Origin of the sequence: Pseudomonas sp., from assembly GCF_048269965.1 — a bacterium.
Lineage (GTDB): Bacteria > Pseudomonadota > Gammaproteobacteria > Pseudomonadales > Pseudomonadaceae > Aquipseudomonas.
This window is the reverse complement of record NZ_JBLWTV010000035.1, coordinates 1-18,105: the sequence shown is the minus strand read 5'-3', so window position 1 is coordinate 18,105 and position 18,105 is coordinate 1. Positions and strand designations below refer to the sequence as shown.

Below are 18,105 nucleotides of genomic sequence, written 5' to 3'. Positions count from 1 at the left end.
GAAGAGCGAACCCGCAGAAGCTGATTTACGATCTCGCGAGCTAGAGCCATGCAACACCGATGGCGGCCCCACGAAAGCAGGTGAGGAAGGGTCGGAGTCGCGGGCGACTGTACTTTTGTACATGAGCATTACTCACTCCGTTCGCCCCTACGGGGCCGCACTAAAGTGCGTTGGCCGCTCGCGGCCCGCCGAACCTGTTTTCAACGCAGCAGGGCCGACGCGCAGCAGATCGTAAACAGCTTCTCAGCCTTTGGTGGAGAAACGATACCCAGTCCCGCGCACGGTTTGTACCAGGTTTTCGTAAACATCACCGAGTGCCTTGCGCAGACGGCGGATGTGCACGTCGACAGTACGCTCCTCGACGTAGACGTTGCCGCCCCAGACCTGATCGAGCAGTTGGCCGCGGGTGTAGGCACGCTCCTGGTGGGTCATGAAGAACTGCAGCAGGCGATATTCGGTCGGGCCCATCTCGGCCGGTTTGCCGTCGATGGTGACGCGGTGGCTGATGGGGTCCAGCAGCAGGCCACCGACCTCGATCGGCGCCTCGCTGTCGCTGGGCCCGGCACGGCGCAGCACGGCCTTCAGGCGGGCCACCAGCTCACGCGGTGAGAACGGCTTGGTGATGTAGTCGTCGGCGCCGACTTCCAGGCCCTGGATCTTGTTGTCCTCTTCACCCTTGGCGGTGAGCATGATGATCGGGATGTCGCTGGTCAGCTCGTCGCGCTTGAGGCGCCGGGCCAGTTCGATGCCGCTGGTGCCGGGCAGCATCCAGTCGAGCAGGATCAGATCGGGTTTGCGGTCGACGATCACGGCGTGGGCCTGCTGGGTATTCTCCGCCTCCAGGCACTCGTAACCGGCCATCTCCAGGGCCACCGCAATCATCTCGCGGATCGGTGCTTCGTCATCGACGATCAGGATGTTCTTGCCAACCATGGTCCTGCCTCGGTTCGTTCAACTGTCTGCGCGCATTAGATAACGGAATTATTGCAGCGATATGACAGATGCGCGGCAATGCTTAGCGCAATGCGTAGTCCAGCACGATCCCGACGAAGATCGCCAGCCCCGCCCAGTGGTTGTGCAGGAAGGCGTTGAAGCACACCAATGGCTCGCGCCGACGGGTCACGTGAAACTCCCAGGCGAAGCAGGCGGCGGCCACCAGCAGGCCGAGGTGGAAATACAGGCCCAGTTCGAAACGTGCACCAACCAGCAGCAGGCAAAGCAGCGCCAGCCCCTGCAGGATGGCGATGATCAGTCGGTCGGCGTCGCCGAACAGGATGGCCGTGGACTTCACCCCGATCTTCAGGTCGTCCTCACGATCAGCCATGGCGTAGTAGGTGTCGTAGGCCACTGTCCACAGCAGGTTGGCGATGTACAGCAACCAGGCTTCCGGCGGCAGGTTGCCGGTTTCTGCGGTAAAGGCCATCGGCATGCCCCAGGAGAATGCCGCGCCAAGCACCACCTGCGGGTAAAAGGTGTAGCGCTTCATGAAGGGGTAGCAGGCGGCCAGGGCCAGGCCGCCGAATGACAGCCAGATGGTGGTGGCGTTGGTGAACAGCACCAGCACGAAACTCAGCGCCACCAGCACGGCGAACAGCACCAGTGCCTCGCGCGGCTTGATCTTGCCACTGGCCAGCGGGCGCGCCCTGGTGCGACTGACGTGACCGTCGAAGTCACGGTCGGCGTAGTCGTTGATCACACAGCCAGCGGCACGCATCAGGATCACGCCGACGACGAAGATGAACAGGTTTTTCGCGCTCGGCACGCCTTCGGCTGCTACCCACAGCGCCCATAAGGTCGGCCACAGCAGCAGATAGATACCGATGGGCTTGTCCAGGCGCATCAGCTGAATGAAGTCCCAGGCGCGCGGGTGCAGGCGGGTGGTCGATTGCAACAGGCGGGTGTACATCGAAGCGTCTCCGTGCAGGTTGCGCGGATTATACGAGGCTTGCCGACGCAAGGTGGATGGCGCTTTATCCATCCACCGTCACCGCCGCGCGGTTACGGTGCGCTTTCGGCCCGTGGAACCTCGCACAGATGGCGGGTGGAAAACCCTTCGCGGTTTTCCACCCTAGGCCTCGATACCCGCCGCTTGCCAGAAGGCCGGCAGAAACACCTCGGCCACCAGTACACCGAGCGCACCCCGGCTGAAGCACGAGCGCCGCGCCCACAGGCGCTCTTCGCGCACCTCTTCCGGCAGCCAGGCCGCCGGATAGCGGCAGGCCTGCAACTCGCCGCGATCAAACGCCCGGTCACTGAACAGCAGCTCACCCAGCGAGCGGCTGCCCAGCTCCGCCAGATTCAGCCCGGAGCCTTCCAGAACGCTGCGCGCGGCAACGCTACGGGCGAACACCCAGGGCTGCTCATGACCACGCAGGTACACCTCACGCACCCAGCCCTGGCTGCCATCGGCCACGCCGAGCAATGCGCACTCGTCCGCGCGCAGACGCTGCCAGCCCTGCTGCAGCGGCGTCACCGAGAAGCCATCAGCAGACAGCGCAGTCAAGCGCCGGGTCAGCGAATCCTCGTTGAACAACCAGTCGCGCACACCGGCGCAAGGCTGCGGATGCAGCTGGGCGTTAGTCAACCAGTGTGGCGGATGAGCGAGAGCGGCGTGAGGCACGGAGAGAAATCACCACGGATCGGAAGCGCGCGAGTCTAGCACGCGGCGCTAGGCGCTTTGAGACCGGAACGTAGGCTGTAGGGTGGGCCGGGCAGCGATCCGCTTCAGCCCGGCAACGATGATCCACGTGGGCTAAAGCCCACCCTACAAGGCTTAGCTAATAGGGAGCGGGCGGCCTACTCAGGCCCGTAGGGTGGGCTTCAGCCCACCAACAACAGCCAGCGCAGGCGAAGCCACTCAATACGGCTGCGGCGCGTACAGCTGCGCCGAGCCCGGCTCGCCGAGCAGTTGTTCGAGGATCTCATGATGCATGGCCAGCAGCTTGCCGTTGCGCTCGTTGAGCCGCTTGCACTGGCCAGCCAGCTGACCGAGCTGCTCCCAGGTGTGCGCAAGGTGATTGCGCTGGGTCTGTGGATAGCGTGCCAGCAGCTTCTGCATCGCGCTGTGACCGCTACCCAGCGCAAAGGCCGCCAGCACTTTGCTGCGTCGTTCGGCACGGGCCTTGGCCTGATCGACCAGCGGCAGGATCTGTTCGTTGAGCAGATCGATCTGCTGACTGTCACGCTTGAGCAACTGCTGATACAGCTCCTGCATCAACCCGCGCAGGACCAGATAGCCGGCGCAGTCCTGCTCCAGGTCCTGTTCGACGACCAGAAGCAGCTGTTGCTCACGCGCGGTGATCACGCATCGCTACCGCTGTGATAGGTCAGCATGCTGCCGGCCAGCGCGGCCGGATCGCTGCTCAGTTCGCCGCGTGCCAGCGCGGCCTTGAGCTGGGCAACCTTGTCCAGGTCGACTTCGGGAAGGCTGCGCAAGGCGTCTTGCAGCTGCTCCAGGCGCGGCTCCTGGCTGATGCTCGCACGGGCACTGCCGCTCGACTGCGCACGGGCGCTCGGTACCTGTGCCGGTGCGTCGCTGGCCGGGTTGAGGCTGGGCTTGAGATGCCTGCTGATTTCCATGATTCGAATCCAACTCGCGTGGTGTTATGGCCTAAGAGCGACCGGGCACGACAAGAACTTAAATGCGTCGGGTAAAAATTAACTGACCTGGGCTCGCCACCAGGCCTGCGCGGCCAGGCCATCCTGGATCTTCTGCTCCTGACGGGCAAGCAGATCCTGCCACTCGCCCATCTTGCCCTCGAGAAACTGGGTGATGACCTTCTCGCTGCGCATCGCCGCCAGCAGCTCGCGCTGAATGCGCGCCAGGTTCTCCTCGGCCAGCGCCAGCTCGCGGCGCTGCAGTTCGACCATCTTGTACAGCGTCGCCTTGTAGCGCTGCTGGTTGTCGCGCTGCAGCGGCGTGGTCATCGGTACGCTGAAACCGCACAGGCGGCTGAGCCCGGTGATGTTGTTGCGATAACGCTGACACAGGTTCTGCTGATAGCTGACCCGCCCGAGCATCTGCTGCACACGGTTGCCACGCAAACTGGCCAGGCGACCGAGTACTTCCAGCTGTTCTTTCATTTGATGATGCTCTGCAAGGTGGCGATGCTGGCGCCGAGTTCGGCACCGCTGCCGACCTCCTGGCGCAGGAAGCGTTCGAGGCTGGGCGCCAGCTGCACGGCGCGGTCGGTCTTGGCGTCCATACCCGGCGTATAGCCGCCGAGCGGGATCAGCTCCTTGATCTTCTCGAAGGTGCTGTAGAACTCCTTGAACTGCCGCCCGGCCGCCAGATGTGCTGCTTCACCGACCTGGCTCATGCAGCGGCTGACCGAAGCGGAAATGTCGATGGCCGGGTAGTGGCCGACATCGGCCAGACGCCTTGAGAGCACGATGTGACCGTCGAGAATCGCCCGCGCGCAATCGACGATCGGGTCCTGATGGTCGTCGCCTTCGGCCAGCACGGTGTAGATGGCACTGAGACTGCCGCTGCCGCTCTCTCCATTGCCGGCGCTTTCCACCAGCTCCGGCAGCATGCCGAATACCGATGGCGGATAGCCCTTGGTGGCTGGCGGCTCGCCGAGGGCCAGGGCGATCTCACGCTGGGCCATGGCATAGCGAGTCAGCGAGTCGACCAGCAGCAGCACGTCCTGGCCCTGATCGCGGAAATAGGCGGCGATGCTGTGGCACAGCTCGGTGGCCTTCAGGCGCATCAGCGGTGATTCATTGGCCGGCGCCACGACGACCACGGCCTTGCGCAGCCCTTCCTCGCCGAGCGAGTGAAGGATGAATTCCTGCACCTCACGCCCGCGCTCGCCAATCAGCCCGACCACTACCACATCGGCCTTGGTCTGCCGGGTGATCATGCCCAGCAGCACGCTCTTGCCCACCCCGGAGCCGGCGAACAGGCCGACACGCTGCCCCTTGCCGAGGGTCAGCAGGCCATTGATGGCGCGCACGCCGACGTCCAGCGCGGCCTCCACCGGTCGCCGCCTGAGCGGGTTGACCCTGGGCAGCTCGACCGGCAACGGGTCGCGTCCGCTGAGCTTGCCGCGCTCGTCCAGCGGCTCGCCGAGACCGTTGACCACGCGCCCTAACCAGGATTCGTCGATCTGCAGCAGCGCTTCGTCCTTGGCCGGGAATACCCGCGAGCCGGCGGCCAGGCCGACCGGCTTCTTGAACGGCATGAGGTAGGTGATATCGCGGTTGAAGCCGACCACCTGGGCATCCAGCAGGCTGCCATCGGCCTGCTCGACGCGACAGCGCTGGCCGGTGCTGCGCTGGCAGCCGAGGCTCTCCAGCAGCATGCCGGAGACCCGCACCAGGCGCCCGGCCACCTTGGCCAGTTGCACGCCATCGAGCGAGCGCAGCGCTTCGTCGAGCTTGTAATCCAGCATGCGGGATCAGGCCTCGGTCAAATGCAGATGTTCGGCCAGGGTGTCGATGCAGGCGTCCAGGCGCTGCTGGCAACCCACGTCGGCTTCGGCCTGCGGCGTAACCACGCGGCACTCGCCCAGCGCCAGGCGCTCGTCAGCGACCAGCTTCCAGTTCGCCGCGCGCTCCGGCGCCAGCGCCCTGATCCGCGCGTATTCTTCGGGGCTGAGCAATACCTGCACATCCTCGGGCTCGCCCGGCATGCTGGTCAGCGCCTCCTCGACCAGCGCCAGCAACTGGGTTGGATGCAGCGTGAGCTCGCAGCGGATCACCTGCTGCGACACCTTCTTGACCAGCTCGAGCAGCTCCTGACGGCGCTTGTGCTCCAGCTCGCCCAGGTACTGCTCGACCTTCTCGCTGATCTGCTGCAGCGGCTGCGCGGCCAGTTCGAATTCGCGCCGACCTTCACTGCAACCCTGCTCGCGCCCGAGCTTCAGTCCCTCGTCGCGGCCCTGCTCGAAGCCGGCCTGACGCCCGGCTTCCTCACCCTGCTGCAGGCCGTCCTGGTAACCCTTCTCGATGCCCTGCTGAAAGCCATCGGCCATGGCCCGCTGCAGGCCGGCGGCATCGCCGCTCCAGTCCACGGCTGGCTGGCTGCTGCGCGGGGGGAAGCGATAGGCGCGCCACGGGCGGACGTCGCCGCTGATTACCTTGACCGTCATGTCATTCCACCGTCTGTTCGCGGAACAGCTGCACCTGCAGCTCGCCGCTGGCCGACATTTCACGCACCACGGCCATGATGTCCTTGCGCACCTGCTCGACGCGGCTCAACGGTACCGGGCCCTGGCGCCGGTTGATCGACTCCATCTGCTGGGCCTGGCGCTTGGGCATTGCGCCGGTGATGGCGCGTACCAGCTCGGGCTCGGCGCCCTTGAGGGCGACCACCCACTCTTCCAGCGGCACGGCTTCGAGCAGCGCCTGCAGCACGTCCTGGTTCTGCCGCGAGAGGATGAAGAAGTCGTACATTTCATCCTCGATGCGCTCGACCAACTGATCGTCATGGGCGCGCAGCAGTTCGAACATCTGCCCGCGATCGCCCTTGAAGCGGTTCATGATGTCCGCCGCCTGCTTGACCCCGCGCACCTGCGAGCCCTGCGTGCTGAGCACCGCCAGGCTGCGCTCGATCAACTGCTCCAGCTCGGCGATGACGTCGCTGTTGACCTCGCTGAGGTTGGCGATGCGATACAGCAGCTCGTCCTGGCGCTCCTTGGGCATGCATTCGAGCACTTCGCTGGCCATGCCCGGCGGCAGGAAGGCGAGGAACACCGCCTGCATCTGCGCGTGCTCCTTGGCGATCAGCGCGGCGAACTGCTTGGGGTCGAGCCACTCCATCTTGGCCATCTTGGCGCGGATCTCCTCGCCGTAGATGCTGTCGAGCAGCGAGCGGGTGATTTCACTGCCCAGCGCCTTGCTGAGCATGCCATCGAGGTAGCCGCGCGAAGCGCCCTTGATGCTGCTCTGCTCCTTGTAGTCCTCGAAGAAGCGACCGATGACGTCGGACACCATCGGTTGCTTGACGTTGGACAGCCGCGCCATTGCCTGGCTGATGCTGACGATCTCTTCGCGCGAGAAGTGCCTGAGCACGCCAGCAGAAATCTCGTCACCCATGCTCAGCATGAGAATGGCGGCCTGCTCGGACGTACTCAGCGATCGCTTCTGCACGCGCAGGCGCATTTCCTGGGCGGTGGAGCCGCCGCGGCCGTCAGGCTGGGTTGAGGTCTCGTTCATTACGCCCTATCCACTGTTTGATGACTTCCGAGACACGCTCGGGATCGTTCTTGGCCAGCATTTGCAGGTGTTCGATCTGTAGCTCCAGGCCCGAGCCAGGCGCCGGCAGGCGAATCTCCGACAGGGGGCTGAGTTCGCCGAGTACGGTAGCGCCCGGCGCATCGTCGCCAACGCGCGCCAGCAGGCGCTCCGCTGCGCGCTCGGCGTGCAGCGCGAGCTGTTCGTCGCTCTCGACCGCCAACGGCGTAGAAGGCTGGCTGCGCTGGCTCAGGCTGCGCACCGCAGGACGCACCACCATCAGCAACAGCAACAGGCTGATCAGGGCGAACACGCCGAGCTTGGCCAGGTCATGCACCTTGGCGTTTTCCCACCAGGGCAGCAGCTCCTCACCGGCACTGCCGATCCCGGCATCGGTGAAGGGGAAGACGCTCAGCGTCAGCAGATCACCGCGCGCCTGGTTGAATCCCACCGCGCTCTTGACCATCGCCTCAAGCTCGGCGCGCGCCTCGGGCGTCCAGCCGCCCTCTGGCGCCACGGCGGCATTGAGCACCACGGCGATGCTCTGCTGACGCAGGCTGAAGGGCGCATGCTTGACGTGAGTGACGCTCTGGTCGTAATCCAGCTGGCGATTGGACTCCTTGCGCAGCGAGGTCGCCGCCGGATTGGCAGGCTCCGCCTGAGCGCCCGCCTGTGCCTGATCGGCAGGCGGCTCCGGCGCAGGCTGCGGCGGACGGTTGGCCAACGCGCCGGGAACGCCGAGTGCCAACTGATCGAGCACGCTCTCGTCGCGCAGCACTTCGTTGCGCAGGCGCGGCGTCTCGCCGTAGGACTGGAAGGTCTCTTCCTTCTGGCTGAAGTCGATGTCGGCAGACACGCTGATACGGTAGTTGCCACCGCCGAGCACCGGCGCCAGCACCGCCTCGGCATTGGTCACGGCCTTGTTCTGGTAGTCGTCGACCACCTGCCAGTTCTGTACCGGGCCGCCCAGTGTGTCGATACCGCGCGACAGCAGTGCGCCATACTGGTCGACGACCTGAACATTGCCCGCGTCGAGCTGCGGCACGCTGCCAGCCACCAGGTTGACGATGGCGCTGACCTGCTCCGGCGCCAACTTGTAGCCCGGCGCCAGCTGCAGCATCACCGAGGCCTTGCCCGGCTCGCGCTTGCCGACCACGAAGGAGCTGCTCTCCTGCAACGCCAGGTGCACGCGCGCGCCTTCCACGCCCTTGAGCGCCATCACCGTACGCGCCAGCTCACCCTCCAGGCTGCGCTTGAGGCGCACATCCTGGACGAACTGGCTGGTGCCCAGCGGCTCGTCCTTGTCGAACAGCTCGTAGCCGGCCGGCACCTTGACCTGCACGCCCTTGGCGGCCAGCAACATGCGCGCGCGGCCCAGCTGATCCTCGCGCACCAACACCTGACCGCTCTGCGGATGCAGGCGGTAGATGATCGCGTCACCGTCGAGCACCTGCATCACCTCGGCGGCCGGATAGGCTTCGCCACTGCCATACAGCGGCCGGAAAGAGCCCTGGTCGCGCCAGAGGTAGAACACCACACCAACCGCCAGCAAGGCGGCGATCAGCGCAAGGCCGATCAGGGTCATGCGTGGATCGAGTTTCAGCCCGTGTTCAGGCAGCTTGCTTCTTATGGTCTGCAGCACGCGTCAGCCCCCGGTCCGCTTACAGCGGCATCTTCATGATGTCGTCGAAAGCGCTGGATAGCTTGTTGCGCACCTGCATCAACGCACTGAACGAGACGCTGGCCTTCTGGCTCTCGATCATCGCCCCCACCAGGTCATCGCTCTGCCCGCTGTCGACCGCGGCCATCAGCTCGCCGGAACGATGCTGCTGCAAGTCCACGGCGCGCACCGCATTGTCGAAAGCAGCGGCAAAGCCGGGCTCTCCGGGCTGCACGGCAAAAGCCTGCGCCGGCTTGATCGGCGTCGCCTCGCTGAGACTTTTGAGTTGCTCCATGCGGCCCAGCAGGTCCTGCTGCACCTGGCTAATCGAATTCATCCTTTGCTTCTCCTAGACGGGAATCTGAACGCCCTGCTCGCGCATGGCGTTGAGGCGATAGCGCAGTGCGCGCGGGGTCATGCCAAGGCTTTCGGCGGCCTTGGTCTTGTGCCCACCGAAACGGCGGATGGTGTCGATCACATGTTGGTACTCGGCCCACTTGCCGCTCGCGCGCAAGGCTGCCTTGCCACCTTCGAGCGCCTGCGGCTGCAGACGTGGCGCCTGTTCTGGCACGTTGCTCACAGGTACGCTGAGGCCCAGGTCCTGAGCCTGGATGTACAGACCATTGCGCAGAATCAGCGCGCGCTGCAGGCAGTTCTCCAGCTCGCGCACATTGCCCGGCCAGTCATGCGCCAGCAGCGCACGGCAGGCATCTTCGGTGAGCAGTTCGTGACGAGCGTCCTGCGGGGCGTACTGGCGGATGAAGCGCCGCGCCAGCGCCAGAACGTCTTCCCTGCGCTCGCGCAGCGGGCTGATGTGCAGCGGCAACACGTCGAGGCGGAACATCAGGTCGGCGCGGAAACGGCCCTCTGCCACTTCCTGCTGCAGATCGCGGTTGGTGGCCGCGATGATGCGCACGTCCAGGGCAATTTCCCGGCGCCCGCCGAGACGCTCGACGCGCTGCTCCTGCAACACGCGCAACAGCTTGGCCTGCAGGCCAAGCGGCAGTTCACCGATCTCGTCGAGCAACAGCGTTCCGCCATTGGCCAACTCGAACTTGCCGGGCTGAGCACTCACGGCACCGGTGAAGGCACCCTTTTCGTGGCCAAAGAGAATGGATTCGAGCATCTGCTCGGGTATCGCCGCACAGTTCACGGCGATGAAGGGCGCATCATCCTGCGCGGAAAAGCGGTGAATGTAGCGAGCCATCAGCTCCTTGCCGGTGCCGGTCTCGCCAGTGATCAGGATGGGCGCGCGGGTCATGGCCACGCGCTGAGCCATGGCCAGCAAACGGCGGCCGGCCTGCGAGCAGGAAACGAATCCCTCTTCGCCAGCGCTGGCCGATTCCTGACGGCGCAGCAGCGCACTGAGCTGGGCTTCGCTGAAAGGCGCCAGGAGGTAGTCGACACAGCCCAGTTCGAGCAAGGCTGCAGCTTTCTCCTGGTCGGCATACTCCACGACCGGCACTACACCCACGCGACCGACCTGGCGCAGGATGGCGTCTACCTGTGCATAAAGGGTGTTGCCCGCCAGGCTGCTGACGAACACCAGCACCAGGCTGGCAGCTTCCAGTGCGCGCGGGTCAAGTTCCAGGCAGCTGGCGAAGCGGCGTACCTGAAAGCCCTGGCGTAGCAGACCACCGGTCAACAGGCGCTCGCTGGCCGCATCGGCCTGACCGATCACGACGATGTGTTGCTGCCCCAGCTGTTCATTGAACAACTCGTCGCAGGCGTAACTTACCGTTTGAGTTGAATGCTTCAAGGTAAATCACCCGATGTCTTTCATGAGCCCGGCGGCGGCATTCGACCCTGTGTGCAAAACTGCCAAGCAGATGACAGATTTTTTTCACGCGGCCCCTTAATCTTTCGAAACTTTCCGTCGCTTGTATTGGTCAACTTCGGCAGCACTTGGCGGCGTGCCATATATACGCGCAACGGATCACGGCGCGAACGTTAACAAGCGCACAGAAAATCGACGAATTACTTGTTGTTATTTCCCATCAATGCCGGCAAATCGCTATCAAAGACGGCATTTGATATCTATTGATTTAATTTCTCCCCCTCCCCCAGCCTAGACTCCTCCTCGTCATCACGGGCCTGCGTACTCATTCCCGGATGAATTCGACGCCATGGCCAAGGCATTGCTGCCAACGCCCGCCGGCATATCAAACCATTCTCTGCACGCCTATCGAATTGCTCGATGGTGCACGCGCAGTTACAACCAGGAATACAGCCCACAACATGACCGGGATTAAAAAAGTCCTTCATGGCGTGCCCGCCGACAGTCTGACCCGGTTGAAACCGCAGAAACTTGGCCGGCATTACCACAAGATTCCCCACTATATTCGCGAGCTCTCCAGCAAGTATCCACGCATTATCAGTGACTACTTTCTGCGTAACTATCGGATCAATCTCGAACTGCTGCGCGTCGATGTTCACGAGCAGGTGAATAAAGAGGCCGAGTGCCTGTATCGCTCGACACTGGGCAAGGTCGGTTTCGCCATGGACCGCGCCCTGCTGACCGAAGCGCTGGAGTGTTACTACGGCGGCACCTGCCTGCCCAACCATGAAGCGCCGCCAGTGAGTACGTCGGAGCAGCGCATGCGTACCCGCCTGGGCATGGACGTGACCCAGTTGTTCGCCCGCTCGATTCTCGCCGGCCAGACCTTCGGCAAGCTCGAGCCTTACGACAACACCTATGAAGAAGCAGCCTGGGAGTACGTGGCAGAGTTCCACTTCACCAGCCATATCACCGGCAGCCAGGCCTCGATCTTCATCTATCTGGATACACAGCTGGTCGATGAGCTGACCAGCCGCCTCACGACCCCGGCCCCGGTGACTCAGGGCGGCAACTCGCTCAATCAGATTCGCCAGTTGCCGGTGCGCCTGGACTGCGTGGTAGCCAGCCTGCAGATGCCACTGTCGCAAGTGCTTGCCCTGCGCCCCGGCGACATCCTGCCGATGCGCCTGCTGGAGCGCTGCGATGTACAGATCAACCAGCAGAAGCTGTTTCGCGGCGCCATCTTCGAAGACGACGGCTCCTTGTTCCTGACTTCTCTTGAGAGCGTGAAGACCCCATGAGCAGCCCTATTTCCGATAACGATTTCGACAGCCTGATCAACGACGCCGGCCTCAATCTCGATGAGGCCGTCAGCGACTCCGCCCCGGAGCAAGCGCCTGCCAGCCTGCCGCAGCAGGACCTGAGCTTCTTCGGCAAGATCCCGGTCAACGTCACCCTGGAAGTGGCCTCCACCGAGATCACCCTCAAGGAGTTGATGGACGTCGACGCAGGCAGCGTGATCGCCCTCGACAAGCTGGCCGGCGAACCGCTGGACGTGAAGGTCAACGGCGCGCTGTTCGCCAAGGCCGAAGTGGTGGTGATGAACGGCAACTACGGCCTGCGCATCGTCGAGCTGTCCGGTAGCGGCCTCAGCGGGCTGGGCGTGTGATGCTGCGCCGTGTGCTGCAATCCGGCCTGCTGCTGGCAGCCCTGTGCTGCCCGTTGCTGGCCCAGGCGGCCGGCGGCGACATTACCCTGTTCAACTTCAACGACAGCGAAGATGGCCAGACCCTGAGCGTCAAGTTGCAGATCCTGCTGATCATGACGCTGCTGGGTTTTCTCCCGGCCATGTTGATGATGATGACCTGCTTCACCCGCTTCATCATCGTCCTGGCCATCCTGCGCCAGGCCATCGGCCTGCAGCAGAGCCCGCCCAACCCGGTGCTGGTCGGCATCGCCCTGTGCCTCACGCTGCTGGTGATGCGCCCGGTGTGGCAGGAGATGTACACCGAGGCCTACGTGCCGTTCGAGGCCGACCAGATCAGCCTCGAACAGGGCCTGGGCGAAGGCAAGCGCATCATCAGCCAGTTCATGCTGGCGCAGACCAGCAAGAACTCGCTGGAAACCCTGGTCGCACTGGCCGGCGAGGAAATGCCAGAGGACCTGGCCCAGCTGGACTTCTCCCTGCTGCTGCCGGCCTTCGTGCTCAGTGAGCTGAAGACCGCCTTTCAGCTCGGTTTCATGATCTTCGTGCCCTTTCTGGTGATCGACCTGGTGGTGGCCAGCGTACTGATGGCGATGGGCATGATGATGCTCTCGCCGATGATGATCTCGCTGCCGTTCAAGCTGCTGATCTTCGTTCTGGTCGATGGCTGGGCGCTGCTGGTCGGCACCCTCACCACCAGTATTCAGCCCTATTAGCGAGGCTACGCGATGCTCACGCCCGAACACGCCGCCGAGCTGGTGGCTCACGCGGTCTATATCACTGGCCTGATCGTCTGCGTACTGGTAGTACCGAGCCTGCTCGGCGGCCTGCTGGTGAGCATTTTCCAGGCGGCCACGCAGATCAACGAACAGATGCTCAGCTTCCTCCCGCGTCTGCTGATCACCCTGGCGATGCTGGTGTTCGCCGGCCACTGGATCCTGCGCACGCTGGGGGATCTGTTCATCGAGACCTTCAAGCAGGCCGGACATCTGGTGGGCTGAAGCATGTCCGAACCCGTGCTGCATGCCAGCCAGTATCTGACCAGTCTGCAGGCTTATTGGTGGCCGTTCTGCCGCATCGTTGCCCTGCTCAGCATGGCGCCACTGTTCAATCACAAGGCAGTCTCGGTGCGCGTGCGCATCCTCCTCGCCCTGGCCTTGACCATTGCCCTTGGCGCGGCGCTGCCGGACATGCCGAAGATCGATCCGCTTTCACTGAAGGGTCTGATGACTGCGTTGGAACAGATCGCTTTCGGCGTGCTGCTGGGGCTGACCCTGCAACTGGTGTTCACCATTTTCATGGTGGTCGGTGAGGTGGTGTCGACGCAGATGGGCATGAGCATGGCGCGCTACAACGACCCGGTGAACGGCGTGTCGTCGTCTTCGATCATCTACCAGCTGTACTTCATCCTGCTGGTGCTGCTGTTCTTCGCTATCGACGGCCACCTGGTCACCATCAGCGTGCTGTATCAGAGCTTCCTGTTCTGGCCGGTCGGCAGCGGCCTGCATTACCTGGGCGCACAAAGCTTCGTGCAGGCCTTCGCCTGGGTATTGGCCGCCGCCGTGCTGGTTACCTTGCCCGTGGTGTTCTGCCTGACCCTGGTGCAGTTCTGCTTCGGCTTGCTCAACCGTATTTCGCCGGCCATGAATCTGTTCTCCCTGGGCTTTCCCATCAGCATCCTGATGGGCCTGCTGTGCATCTATCTGACTCTGCCCAATCTGCCCGACAGCTACCTGCACCTGACACGCGAGCTGCTCAACGGCATCGGTGTGATTCTGCGCGAGGGCGGCGATGTCTGAGCAGAACAGCGGCCAGGAAAAGACGGAAGAGGCCTCCGCGCACAAACTGAAAAAGAGCAAGGATGACGGCCAGGTCGCGCGCTCCAAGGACCTGTCGACCACCGTCTCGCTGATCGCCACCCTGTTCATCCTCAAGTTCAGCGCCGGACTTTTCCTGGAGGGGCTCAGCGACAGTTTCCGCCTGTCGTACATCCAGTTCGGGCATAGCGAGATCGGCCTGGATGACCTCGACACCCTGCTTGGCTACAACATGCTGGTGTTCATCAAACTGCTGTCGCCCCTGCTGCTCACTTCCGTGCTGGTGGTAGTGCTGTCTCTGGTACCAGGCGGCTGGGTGTTTTCCGCGAAAAACTTTGCCCCGAAATTCAGCAAGCTCAATCCCATTACCGGCCTGGGCAAGATCTTCTCGGCGCAGAACTGGAGTGAACTGCTCAAGTCGATCCTCAAGGTCCTGGTGCTGCTCGGTGTCGGCTATGTCCTGGTGCGCGCGGCCCTCCCGGACCTGATCGCGCTGCAACGCAGCAGCGTGTTCGAGGCGATCTCGGCGGCCCTGAACCTGACCTTCAATCTGACCCTGTGCCTGATGCTGATCTTCGTGGTGTTTTCCTTCATCGACATCCCGCTGCAGCGCTACTTCTTCCTCAAGAAGATGCGCATGACCAAGCAGGAGCGCAAGGAGGAGCACAAGAATCAAGAGGGCCGTCCCGAGGTCAAGGCGCGCATCAAGCAGCTGCAACGGCAGATGTTGCAGAGACAAATCAGCAAGGTGATCAAGAACGCCGACGTGGTCATCGTCAACCCCACGCACTACGCCGTGGCGCTCAAGTACGACACCAAGAAGGCCGCCGCGCCCTTCGTGCTGGCCAAGGGCGTCGATGAAACCGCCCTGTACATGCGTCAGATGGCCAAGAAGCATGAACTCGAGGTGGTGGAAATTCCGCCGCTGGCACGCGCCATCTACTTCACCACCCAGATCAACCAGCAGATCCCGGCGCCGCTGTATACCGCCGTGGCCCATGTGCTGACCTACATCCTGCAGCTCAAGGCCTGGCGCCAAGGGCGCAGAGGCAAGCCAGAACTGGCGAGCAACCTCCCGATTCCCGACAGCTTGGCCAACAGGGGCTGATTCATGAACCTACTGCAGCAACTCGCGCCCACCTTCCGCAGCGGTCGTATCGGTATTCCGGTGCTGATCCTGTCGATCCTGGCCATGGTCATCCTGCCGCTGCCACCGGTGCTGCTCGATGCCCTTTTTACCTTCAACATCGCCATGGCCATCCTGGTGTTGCTGGTCAGCGTATCGTCGAAGAGCCCGCTGGATTTTTCCCTGTTCCCCACGGTGATCCTGATCACCACACTGCTGCGCCTGTGCCTGAACGTCGCCTCGACCCGCGTGGTGCTGCTCGAGGGGCATACCGGCACTGGCGCGGCGGGCAAGGTGATCGAGTCGTTCGGTGAGGTAGTGATCGGCGGCAACTTCATCGTCGGTCTGGTGGTGTTCGTGATCCTGATGATCATCAACTTCATCGTCATCACCAAGGGCGGCGAGCGCATCTCCGAGGTCACCGCACGCTTCACCCTCGATGCCTTGCCGGGCAAGCAGATGGCCATCGATGCCGACCTCAATGCCGGCCTGATCGAGCAACACGAAGCCAAGCGCCGCCGCGCGGAAGTGGCCAAGGAAGCCGACTTCTACGGGGCCATGGACGGCGCCTCGAAGTTCGTCCGTGGCGATGCCATCGCCGGCATCCTGATCCTCCTGATCAACCTGTTCGGCGGCTTCGCCATCGGCCTGTTCGTCTACGACCTGGGCGCAGGCCAGGCCTTCCAGCAGTACGCCCTGCTGACCATCGGTGATGGCCTGGTGGCGCAGATACCGGCACTGCTGCTGTCCACTGCGGCGGCGATCATCGTCACGCGAATCAACGAGTCCTCGGACATCACCCAGCAGGTGAACCGCCAGTTGCTGGCCCAGCCGGCGCTGCTCTATACCGTGGCCGGCATTCTGTTCACCCTGGCGCTGGTGCCAGGCATGCCGCACCTGGCTTTCATCAGTTTCGCCGCTCTGGTGGCCTTCATCGCCTGGATGGTGGCGCGTAATGGCCCGCCCGCTGAAGCCGCCAGCCTCGAACAGGTCGAGGCATTGGGCAAGGCGATGGAACAGGAACGCGCGCAAAACATGGTGTGGGAGGACATCCCGCTGGTCGAACGTCTGTCCGTGTCGCTGGGCTACAAACTGGTCGGCCTGGTCAACGAAGCCGCCGGCGCGCCGCTGACCCAGCGTGTGCGCGGCGTACGTCAGACCCTCTCGGAAAGCCTCGGCTTCCTGCTGCCAGAAGTGCATATCCGCGACAGCCTGCGCCTTAAGGCATCGCAGTACAGCATCCAGATCAATGGCGAGAAGATCGACAGCGCCGAGCTGCATGCCGATCGCATGATGGCCATCCCCTCACCGGAGCTCTACGGCGAGATCGATGGCATCCTCGGCGTAGATCCGGCCTATCGCATGCAGGTGGTGTGGATCCAGCCGGAGGACAAGGCGCGTGCGCTCAACCTCGGCTACCAGGTCATCGACTGTGCCAGCGTTATCGCCACGCACCTGAACAAGGTCATCCGCGAACATCTGCCCGATGTGTTCAAGCACGACGACGTCGATCATCTGATGCAGCGTCTTCAGGTGCAGGCGCCGAAGCTGGCCGACAGCCTGAAGAGTCAGCTCAGCTACACCCAGCAACACCGTGTCTATCGCCAGTTGCTGCAGGAGCAGGTGCCGCTCAAGGATATCGTCACCATCGCGACGACGCTGCTCGAAGCGAGCGAGTCGACCAAAGACCCGGTATTGCTGGCCTCGGACGTGCGCTACGCACTGCGCCGCAGCATCGTCGGCATGATCGCCGGCGAGCGCCAGGAGCTGTCGGTGTTCATTCTCGAAAACGCCTTGGAGAACACCCTGCTCAATGCCCTGGCCATCGCCCAGCAGGCCGGCCCGGTGAGCCTGGACAACATCCCGGTAGAGCCCAGCCTGCTCAATCAGTTGCAGAACACCATGCCGGTAGTGAAGGAGAAGTTGCGCAAGGACGGGCACCCGCCAATCCTTACCGTGATGCCGCAACTACGCCCGCTGCTGGCACGCTATGCGCGGGTGTTCAGCCCGGGCCTGCATGTGCTGTCGCAGAACGAGATCCCGGAAAGAGTGGGCGTCAATATTCTCGGCACGCTGGGCTGATCAGCGAACGTCGAGCACGCGGGTGGATGCGTTCTTCGCATCCACCGGCTCATATCTCATAAGAAGATTACCGCGCCAGAACGATTCCCTTCATCGTCCCGCCATCCGCCCCGCCTAAGCCTTTTCCTTGCGCACTTTGCGCATACCGTCGATCAGCCGAACGTACTCGGCCGTCTCCTCCTGCAAGGCCAGCCCGGCTTCGAAGAAGCCTGTGCGGGTATTCTCCTGCGACCACTGACAGACCATGTTCACATCCACCTGGCGCATCTCTCCCTGACGATCACGCATGCGCACGCGTAGCTTCAGTTCACTTCCGGGCTCCACCGGCGTATCGCTCAGCAGTTTCATCCCGCATTCGGAAACATCACCCGCATAACCGATCAGCGTGTCGCTTTCGCGATCGCTGATCTTGATGCGGAAGGTGGAGCGGAAGGTGATACGACTCGATTGACGCATAGGAGAATGCCTTAGTGCTCGCCACGTCTGGTTGGATCGCAAGGATCAGGAGTTATCAATCGAGATCATTCTGAAGGAAGTCGCGCATTGATGGCCTGTGATTCATCAGAACAAGACGACCATAGCGAACCGATAGTTAAATCCGAGCCGATGCGTGCTTTACCCCGTAGGGTGCGCCGTGCGCACCGGGATGCCCGCACCCTACGGCGCCCTGTTTTCCGCGCCGCAAAGAAGAAACCCCAGACCGCGTTGGCGATCTGGGGTTTCGTATAGGAGCTTGACGATGATCCGGCCGGCGCTCCG

The 18,105-nt window shown here is 63.1% G+C and carries 20 protein-coding genes; 7 read left to right on the top strand and 13 right to left on the bottom strand.

The window, feature by feature from the left end; all coding sequences use genetic code 11:
• Positions 1 to 243 precede the first annotated feature (243 nt).
• From phoB to ACN0X6_RS23810, 12 genes are all read right to left on the bottom strand, one after another.
• Entirely contained in the window at positions 244 to 933 is a 690-nt protein-coding gene (phoB, locus tag ACN0X6_RS23865) for a phosphate regulon transcriptional regulator PhoB (RefSeq protein ID WP_072426159.1), read from the bottom strand.
• A gap of 82 nt (positions 934 to 1,015) precedes the next feature.
• Positions 1,016 to 1,906, bottom strand: a complete 891-nt coding sequence (gene ubiA, locus ACN0X6_RS23860) for a 4-hydroxybenzoate octaprenyltransferase (protein WP_417707754.1) — start codon at positions 1,904 to 1,906, stop codon at positions 1,016 to 1,018.
• Between the two features lie 162 nt (positions 1,907 to 2,068).
• Entirely contained in the window at positions 2,069 to 2,620 is a 552-nt protein-coding gene (locus ACN0X6_RS23855) for a chorismate--pyruvate lyase family protein (protein WP_417707752.1), read from the bottom strand.
• Positions 2,621 to 2,857: 237 nt separating this feature from the next.
• Positions 2,858 to 3,304, bottom strand: a complete 447-nt coding sequence (gene flgN / locus ACN0X6_RS23850; RefSeq protein WP_417707750.1) for a flagellar export chaperone FlgN — start codon at positions 3,302 to 3,304, stop codon at positions 2,858 to 2,860.
• Positions 3,301 to 3,579: a flagellar biosynthesis anti-sigma factor FlgM gene (gene flgM / locus ACN0X6_RS23845; RefSeq protein WP_417707748.1), complete on the bottom strand. Its 279-nt coding sequence runs from the start codon at positions 3,577 to 3,579 to the stop codon at positions 3,301 to 3,303. Before flgM ends, flgN begins: the two co-directional genes overlap by 4 nt.
• 78 nt (positions 3,580 to 3,657) lie before the next feature.
• Complete coding sequence (locus ACN0X6_RS23840) at positions 3,658 to 4,083, bottom strand: flagellar FliJ family protein (RefSeq protein WP_417707746.1); 426 nt, start codon at positions 4,081 to 4,083, stop codon at positions 3,658 to 3,660.
• Complete coding sequence (fliI, locus tag ACN0X6_RS23835; protein ID WP_017676087.1) at positions 4,080 to 5,396, bottom strand: flagellar protein export ATPase FliI; 1,317 nt, start codon at positions 5,394 to 5,396, stop codon at positions 4,080 to 4,082. Before fliI ends, ACN0X6_RS23840 begins: the two co-directional genes overlap by 4 nt.
• A gap of 6 nt (positions 5,397 to 5,402) precedes the next feature.
• Positions 5,403 to 6,095 carry a flagellar assembly protein FliH gene (gene fliH, locus ACN0X6_RS23830; RefSeq protein WP_417707744.1) on the bottom strand — a complete coding sequence of 231 codons (693 nt, stop codon included), beginning with the start codon at positions 6,093 to 6,095 and terminating at the stop codon, positions 5,403 to 5,405.
• 1 nt (position 6,096) lies between these two features.
• Positions 6,097 to 7,161: a FliG C-terminal domain-containing protein gene (locus tag ACN0X6_RS23825; RefSeq protein WP_417707742.1), complete on the bottom strand. Its 1,065-nt coding sequence runs from the start codon at positions 7,159 to 7,161 to the stop codon at positions 6,097 to 6,099.
• Entirely contained in the window at positions 7,136 to 8,821 is a 1,686-nt protein-coding gene (gene fliF, locus ACN0X6_RS23820) for a flagellar basal-body MS-ring/collar protein FliF (RefSeq protein WP_417707740.1), read from the bottom strand. The genes ACN0X6_RS23825 and fliF overlap by 26 nt, the downstream gene beginning before the upstream one ends.
• A gap of 19 nt (positions 8,822 to 8,840) precedes the next feature.
• The gene (locus ACN0X6_RS23815; RefSeq protein ID WP_417707738.1) at positions 8,841 to 9,176 is read right to left on the bottom strand and encodes a flagellar hook-basal body complex protein FliE; all 336 of its coding nucleotides are present in this window, start codon (positions 9,174 to 9,176) and stop codon (positions 8,841 to 8,843) included.
• Between the two features lie 12 nt (positions 9,177 to 9,188).
• Positions 9,189 to 10,598, bottom strand: coding sequence for a sigma-54 interaction domain-containing protein (locus ACN0X6_RS23810; protein WP_417707736.1), 1,410 nt, complete (start codon positions 10,596 to 10,598; stop codon positions 9,189 to 9,191).
• 479 nt (positions 10,599 to 11,077) lie between these two features.
• Between ACN0X6_RS23810 and ACN0X6_RS23805 the strand changes: the two genes are divergently transcribed.
• The 7 genes from ACN0X6_RS23805 to flhA are packed head-to-tail and all read left to right on the top strand — an operon-like array spanning position 11,078 to position 17,346.
• The gene (locus ACN0X6_RS23805) at positions 11,078 to 11,917 is read left to right on the top strand and encodes a FliM/FliN family flagellar motor switch protein (RefSeq protein WP_417707734.1); all 840 of its coding nucleotides are present in this window, start codon (positions 11,078 to 11,080) and stop codon (positions 11,915 to 11,917) included.
• Complete coding sequence (fliN, locus tag ACN0X6_RS23800; protein ID WP_045735562.1) at positions 11,914 to 12,285, top strand: flagellar motor switch protein FliN; 372 nt, start codon at positions 11,914 to 11,916, stop codon at positions 12,283 to 12,285. The genes ACN0X6_RS23805 and fliN overlap by 4 nt, the downstream gene beginning before the upstream one ends.
• Positions 12,285 to 13,037 carry a flagellar type III secretion system pore protein FliP gene (gene fliP, locus ACN0X6_RS23795; protein WP_417707776.1) on the top strand — a complete coding sequence of 251 codons (753 nt, stop codon included), beginning with the start codon at positions 12,285 to 12,287 and terminating at the stop codon, positions 13,035 to 13,037. Before fliN ends, fliP begins: the two co-directional genes overlap by 1 nt.
• Positions 13,038 to 13,049: 12 nt before the next feature.
• Complete coding sequence (locus tag ACN0X6_RS23790; protein WP_037051071.1) at positions 13,050 to 13,322, top strand: flagellar biosynthetic protein FliQ; 273 nt, start codon at positions 13,050 to 13,052, stop codon at positions 13,320 to 13,322.
• A gap of 3 nt (positions 13,323 to 13,325) precedes the next feature.
• Positions 13,326 to 14,120 (top strand): flagellar biosynthetic protein FliR, encoded by a 795-nt coding sequence (gene fliR / locus ACN0X6_RS23785; RefSeq protein ID WP_417707732.1) that lies wholly within the window; start codon positions 13,326 to 13,328, stop codon positions 14,118 to 14,120.
• Positions 14,113 to 15,246, top strand: a complete 1,134-nt coding sequence (gene flhB / locus ACN0X6_RS23780; RefSeq protein ID WP_417707730.1) for a flagellar biosynthesis protein FlhB — start codon at positions 14,113 to 14,115, stop codon at positions 15,244 to 15,246. Before fliR ends, flhB begins: the two co-directional genes overlap by 8 nt.
• Before the next feature lie 3 nt (positions 15,247 to 15,249).
• Positions 15,250 to 17,346 (top strand): flagellar biosynthesis protein FlhA, encoded by a 2,097-nt coding sequence (gene flhA / locus ACN0X6_RS23775; RefSeq protein WP_417707729.1) that lies wholly within the window; start codon positions 15,250 to 15,252, stop codon positions 17,344 to 17,346.
• A 114-nt stretch (positions 17,347 to 17,460) separates the two neighbouring features.
• Here the strand turns inward: flhA and ACN0X6_RS23770 are convergent, their stop codons facing one another.
• Complete coding sequence (locus ACN0X6_RS23770) at positions 17,461 to 17,802, bottom strand: PilZ domain-containing protein (RefSeq protein ID WP_160018759.1); 342 nt, start codon at positions 17,800 to 17,802, stop codon at positions 17,461 to 17,463.
• Between the last annotated feature and the right edge of the window lie 303 nt (positions 17,803 to 18,105).

Coding starts and splice junctions, on each gene's coding strand:
- phoB (WP_072426159.1), bottom strand. CDS start 933: ATGGTTGGCAAGAACATCCTGATCGTCGATGACGAAGCACCGATCCGC.
- ubiA (WP_417707754.1), bottom strand. CDS start 1,906: ATGTACACCCGCCTGTTGCAATCGACCACCCGCCTGCACCCGCGCGCC.
- flgM (WP_417707748.1), bottom strand. CDS start 3,579: ATGGAAATCAGCAGGCATCTCAAGCCCAGCCTCAACCCGGCCAGCGAC.
- ACN0X6_RS23840 (WP_417707746.1), bottom strand. CDS start 4,083: ATGAAAGAACAGCTGGAAGTACTCGGTCGCCTGGCCAGTTTGCGTGGC.
- fliI (WP_017676087.1), bottom strand. CDS start 5,396: ATGCTGGATTACAAGCTCGACGAAGCGCTGCGCTCGCTCGATGGCGTG.
- fliH (WP_417707744.1), bottom strand. CDS start 6,095: ATGACGGTCAAGGTAATCAGCGGCGACGTCCGCCCGTGGCGCGCCTAT.
- ACN0X6_RS23825 (WP_417707742.1), bottom strand. CDS start 7,161: ATGAACGAGACCTCAACCCAGCCTGACGGCCGCGGCGGCTCCACCGCC.
- ACN0X6_RS23815 (WP_417707738.1), bottom strand. CDS start 9,176: ATGAATTCGATTAGCCAGGTGCAGCAGGACCTGCTGGGCCGCATGGAG.
- ACN0X6_RS23805 (WP_417707734.1), top strand. CDS start 11,078: ATGACCGGGATTAAAAAAGTCCTTCATGGCGTGCCCGCCGACAGTCTG.
- fliN (WP_045735562.1), top strand. CDS start 11,914: ATGAGCAGCCCTATTTCCGATAACGATTTCGACAGCCTGATCAACGAC.
- fliP (WP_417707776.1), top strand. CDS start 12,285: ATGCTGCGCCGTGTGCTGCAATCCGGCCTGCTGCTGGCAGCCCTGTGC.
- ACN0X6_RS23790 (WP_037051071.1), top strand. CDS start 13,050: ATGCTCACGCCCGAACACGCCGCCGAGCTGGTGGCTCACGCGGTCTAT.
- fliR (WP_417707732.1), top strand. CDS start 13,326: ATGTCCGAACCCGTGCTGCATGCCAGCCAGTATCTGACCAGTCTGCAG.
- flhB (WP_417707730.1), top strand. CDS start 14,113: ATGTCTGAGCAGAACAGCGGCCAGGAAAAGACGGAAGAGGCCTCCGCG.
- flhA (WP_417707729.1), top strand. CDS start 15,250: ATGAACCTACTGCAGCAACTCGCGCCCACCTTCCGCAGCGGTCGTATC.
- ACN0X6_RS23770 (WP_160018759.1), bottom strand. CDS start 17,802: ATGCGTCAATCGAGTCGTATCACCTTCCGCTCCACCTTCCGCATCAAG.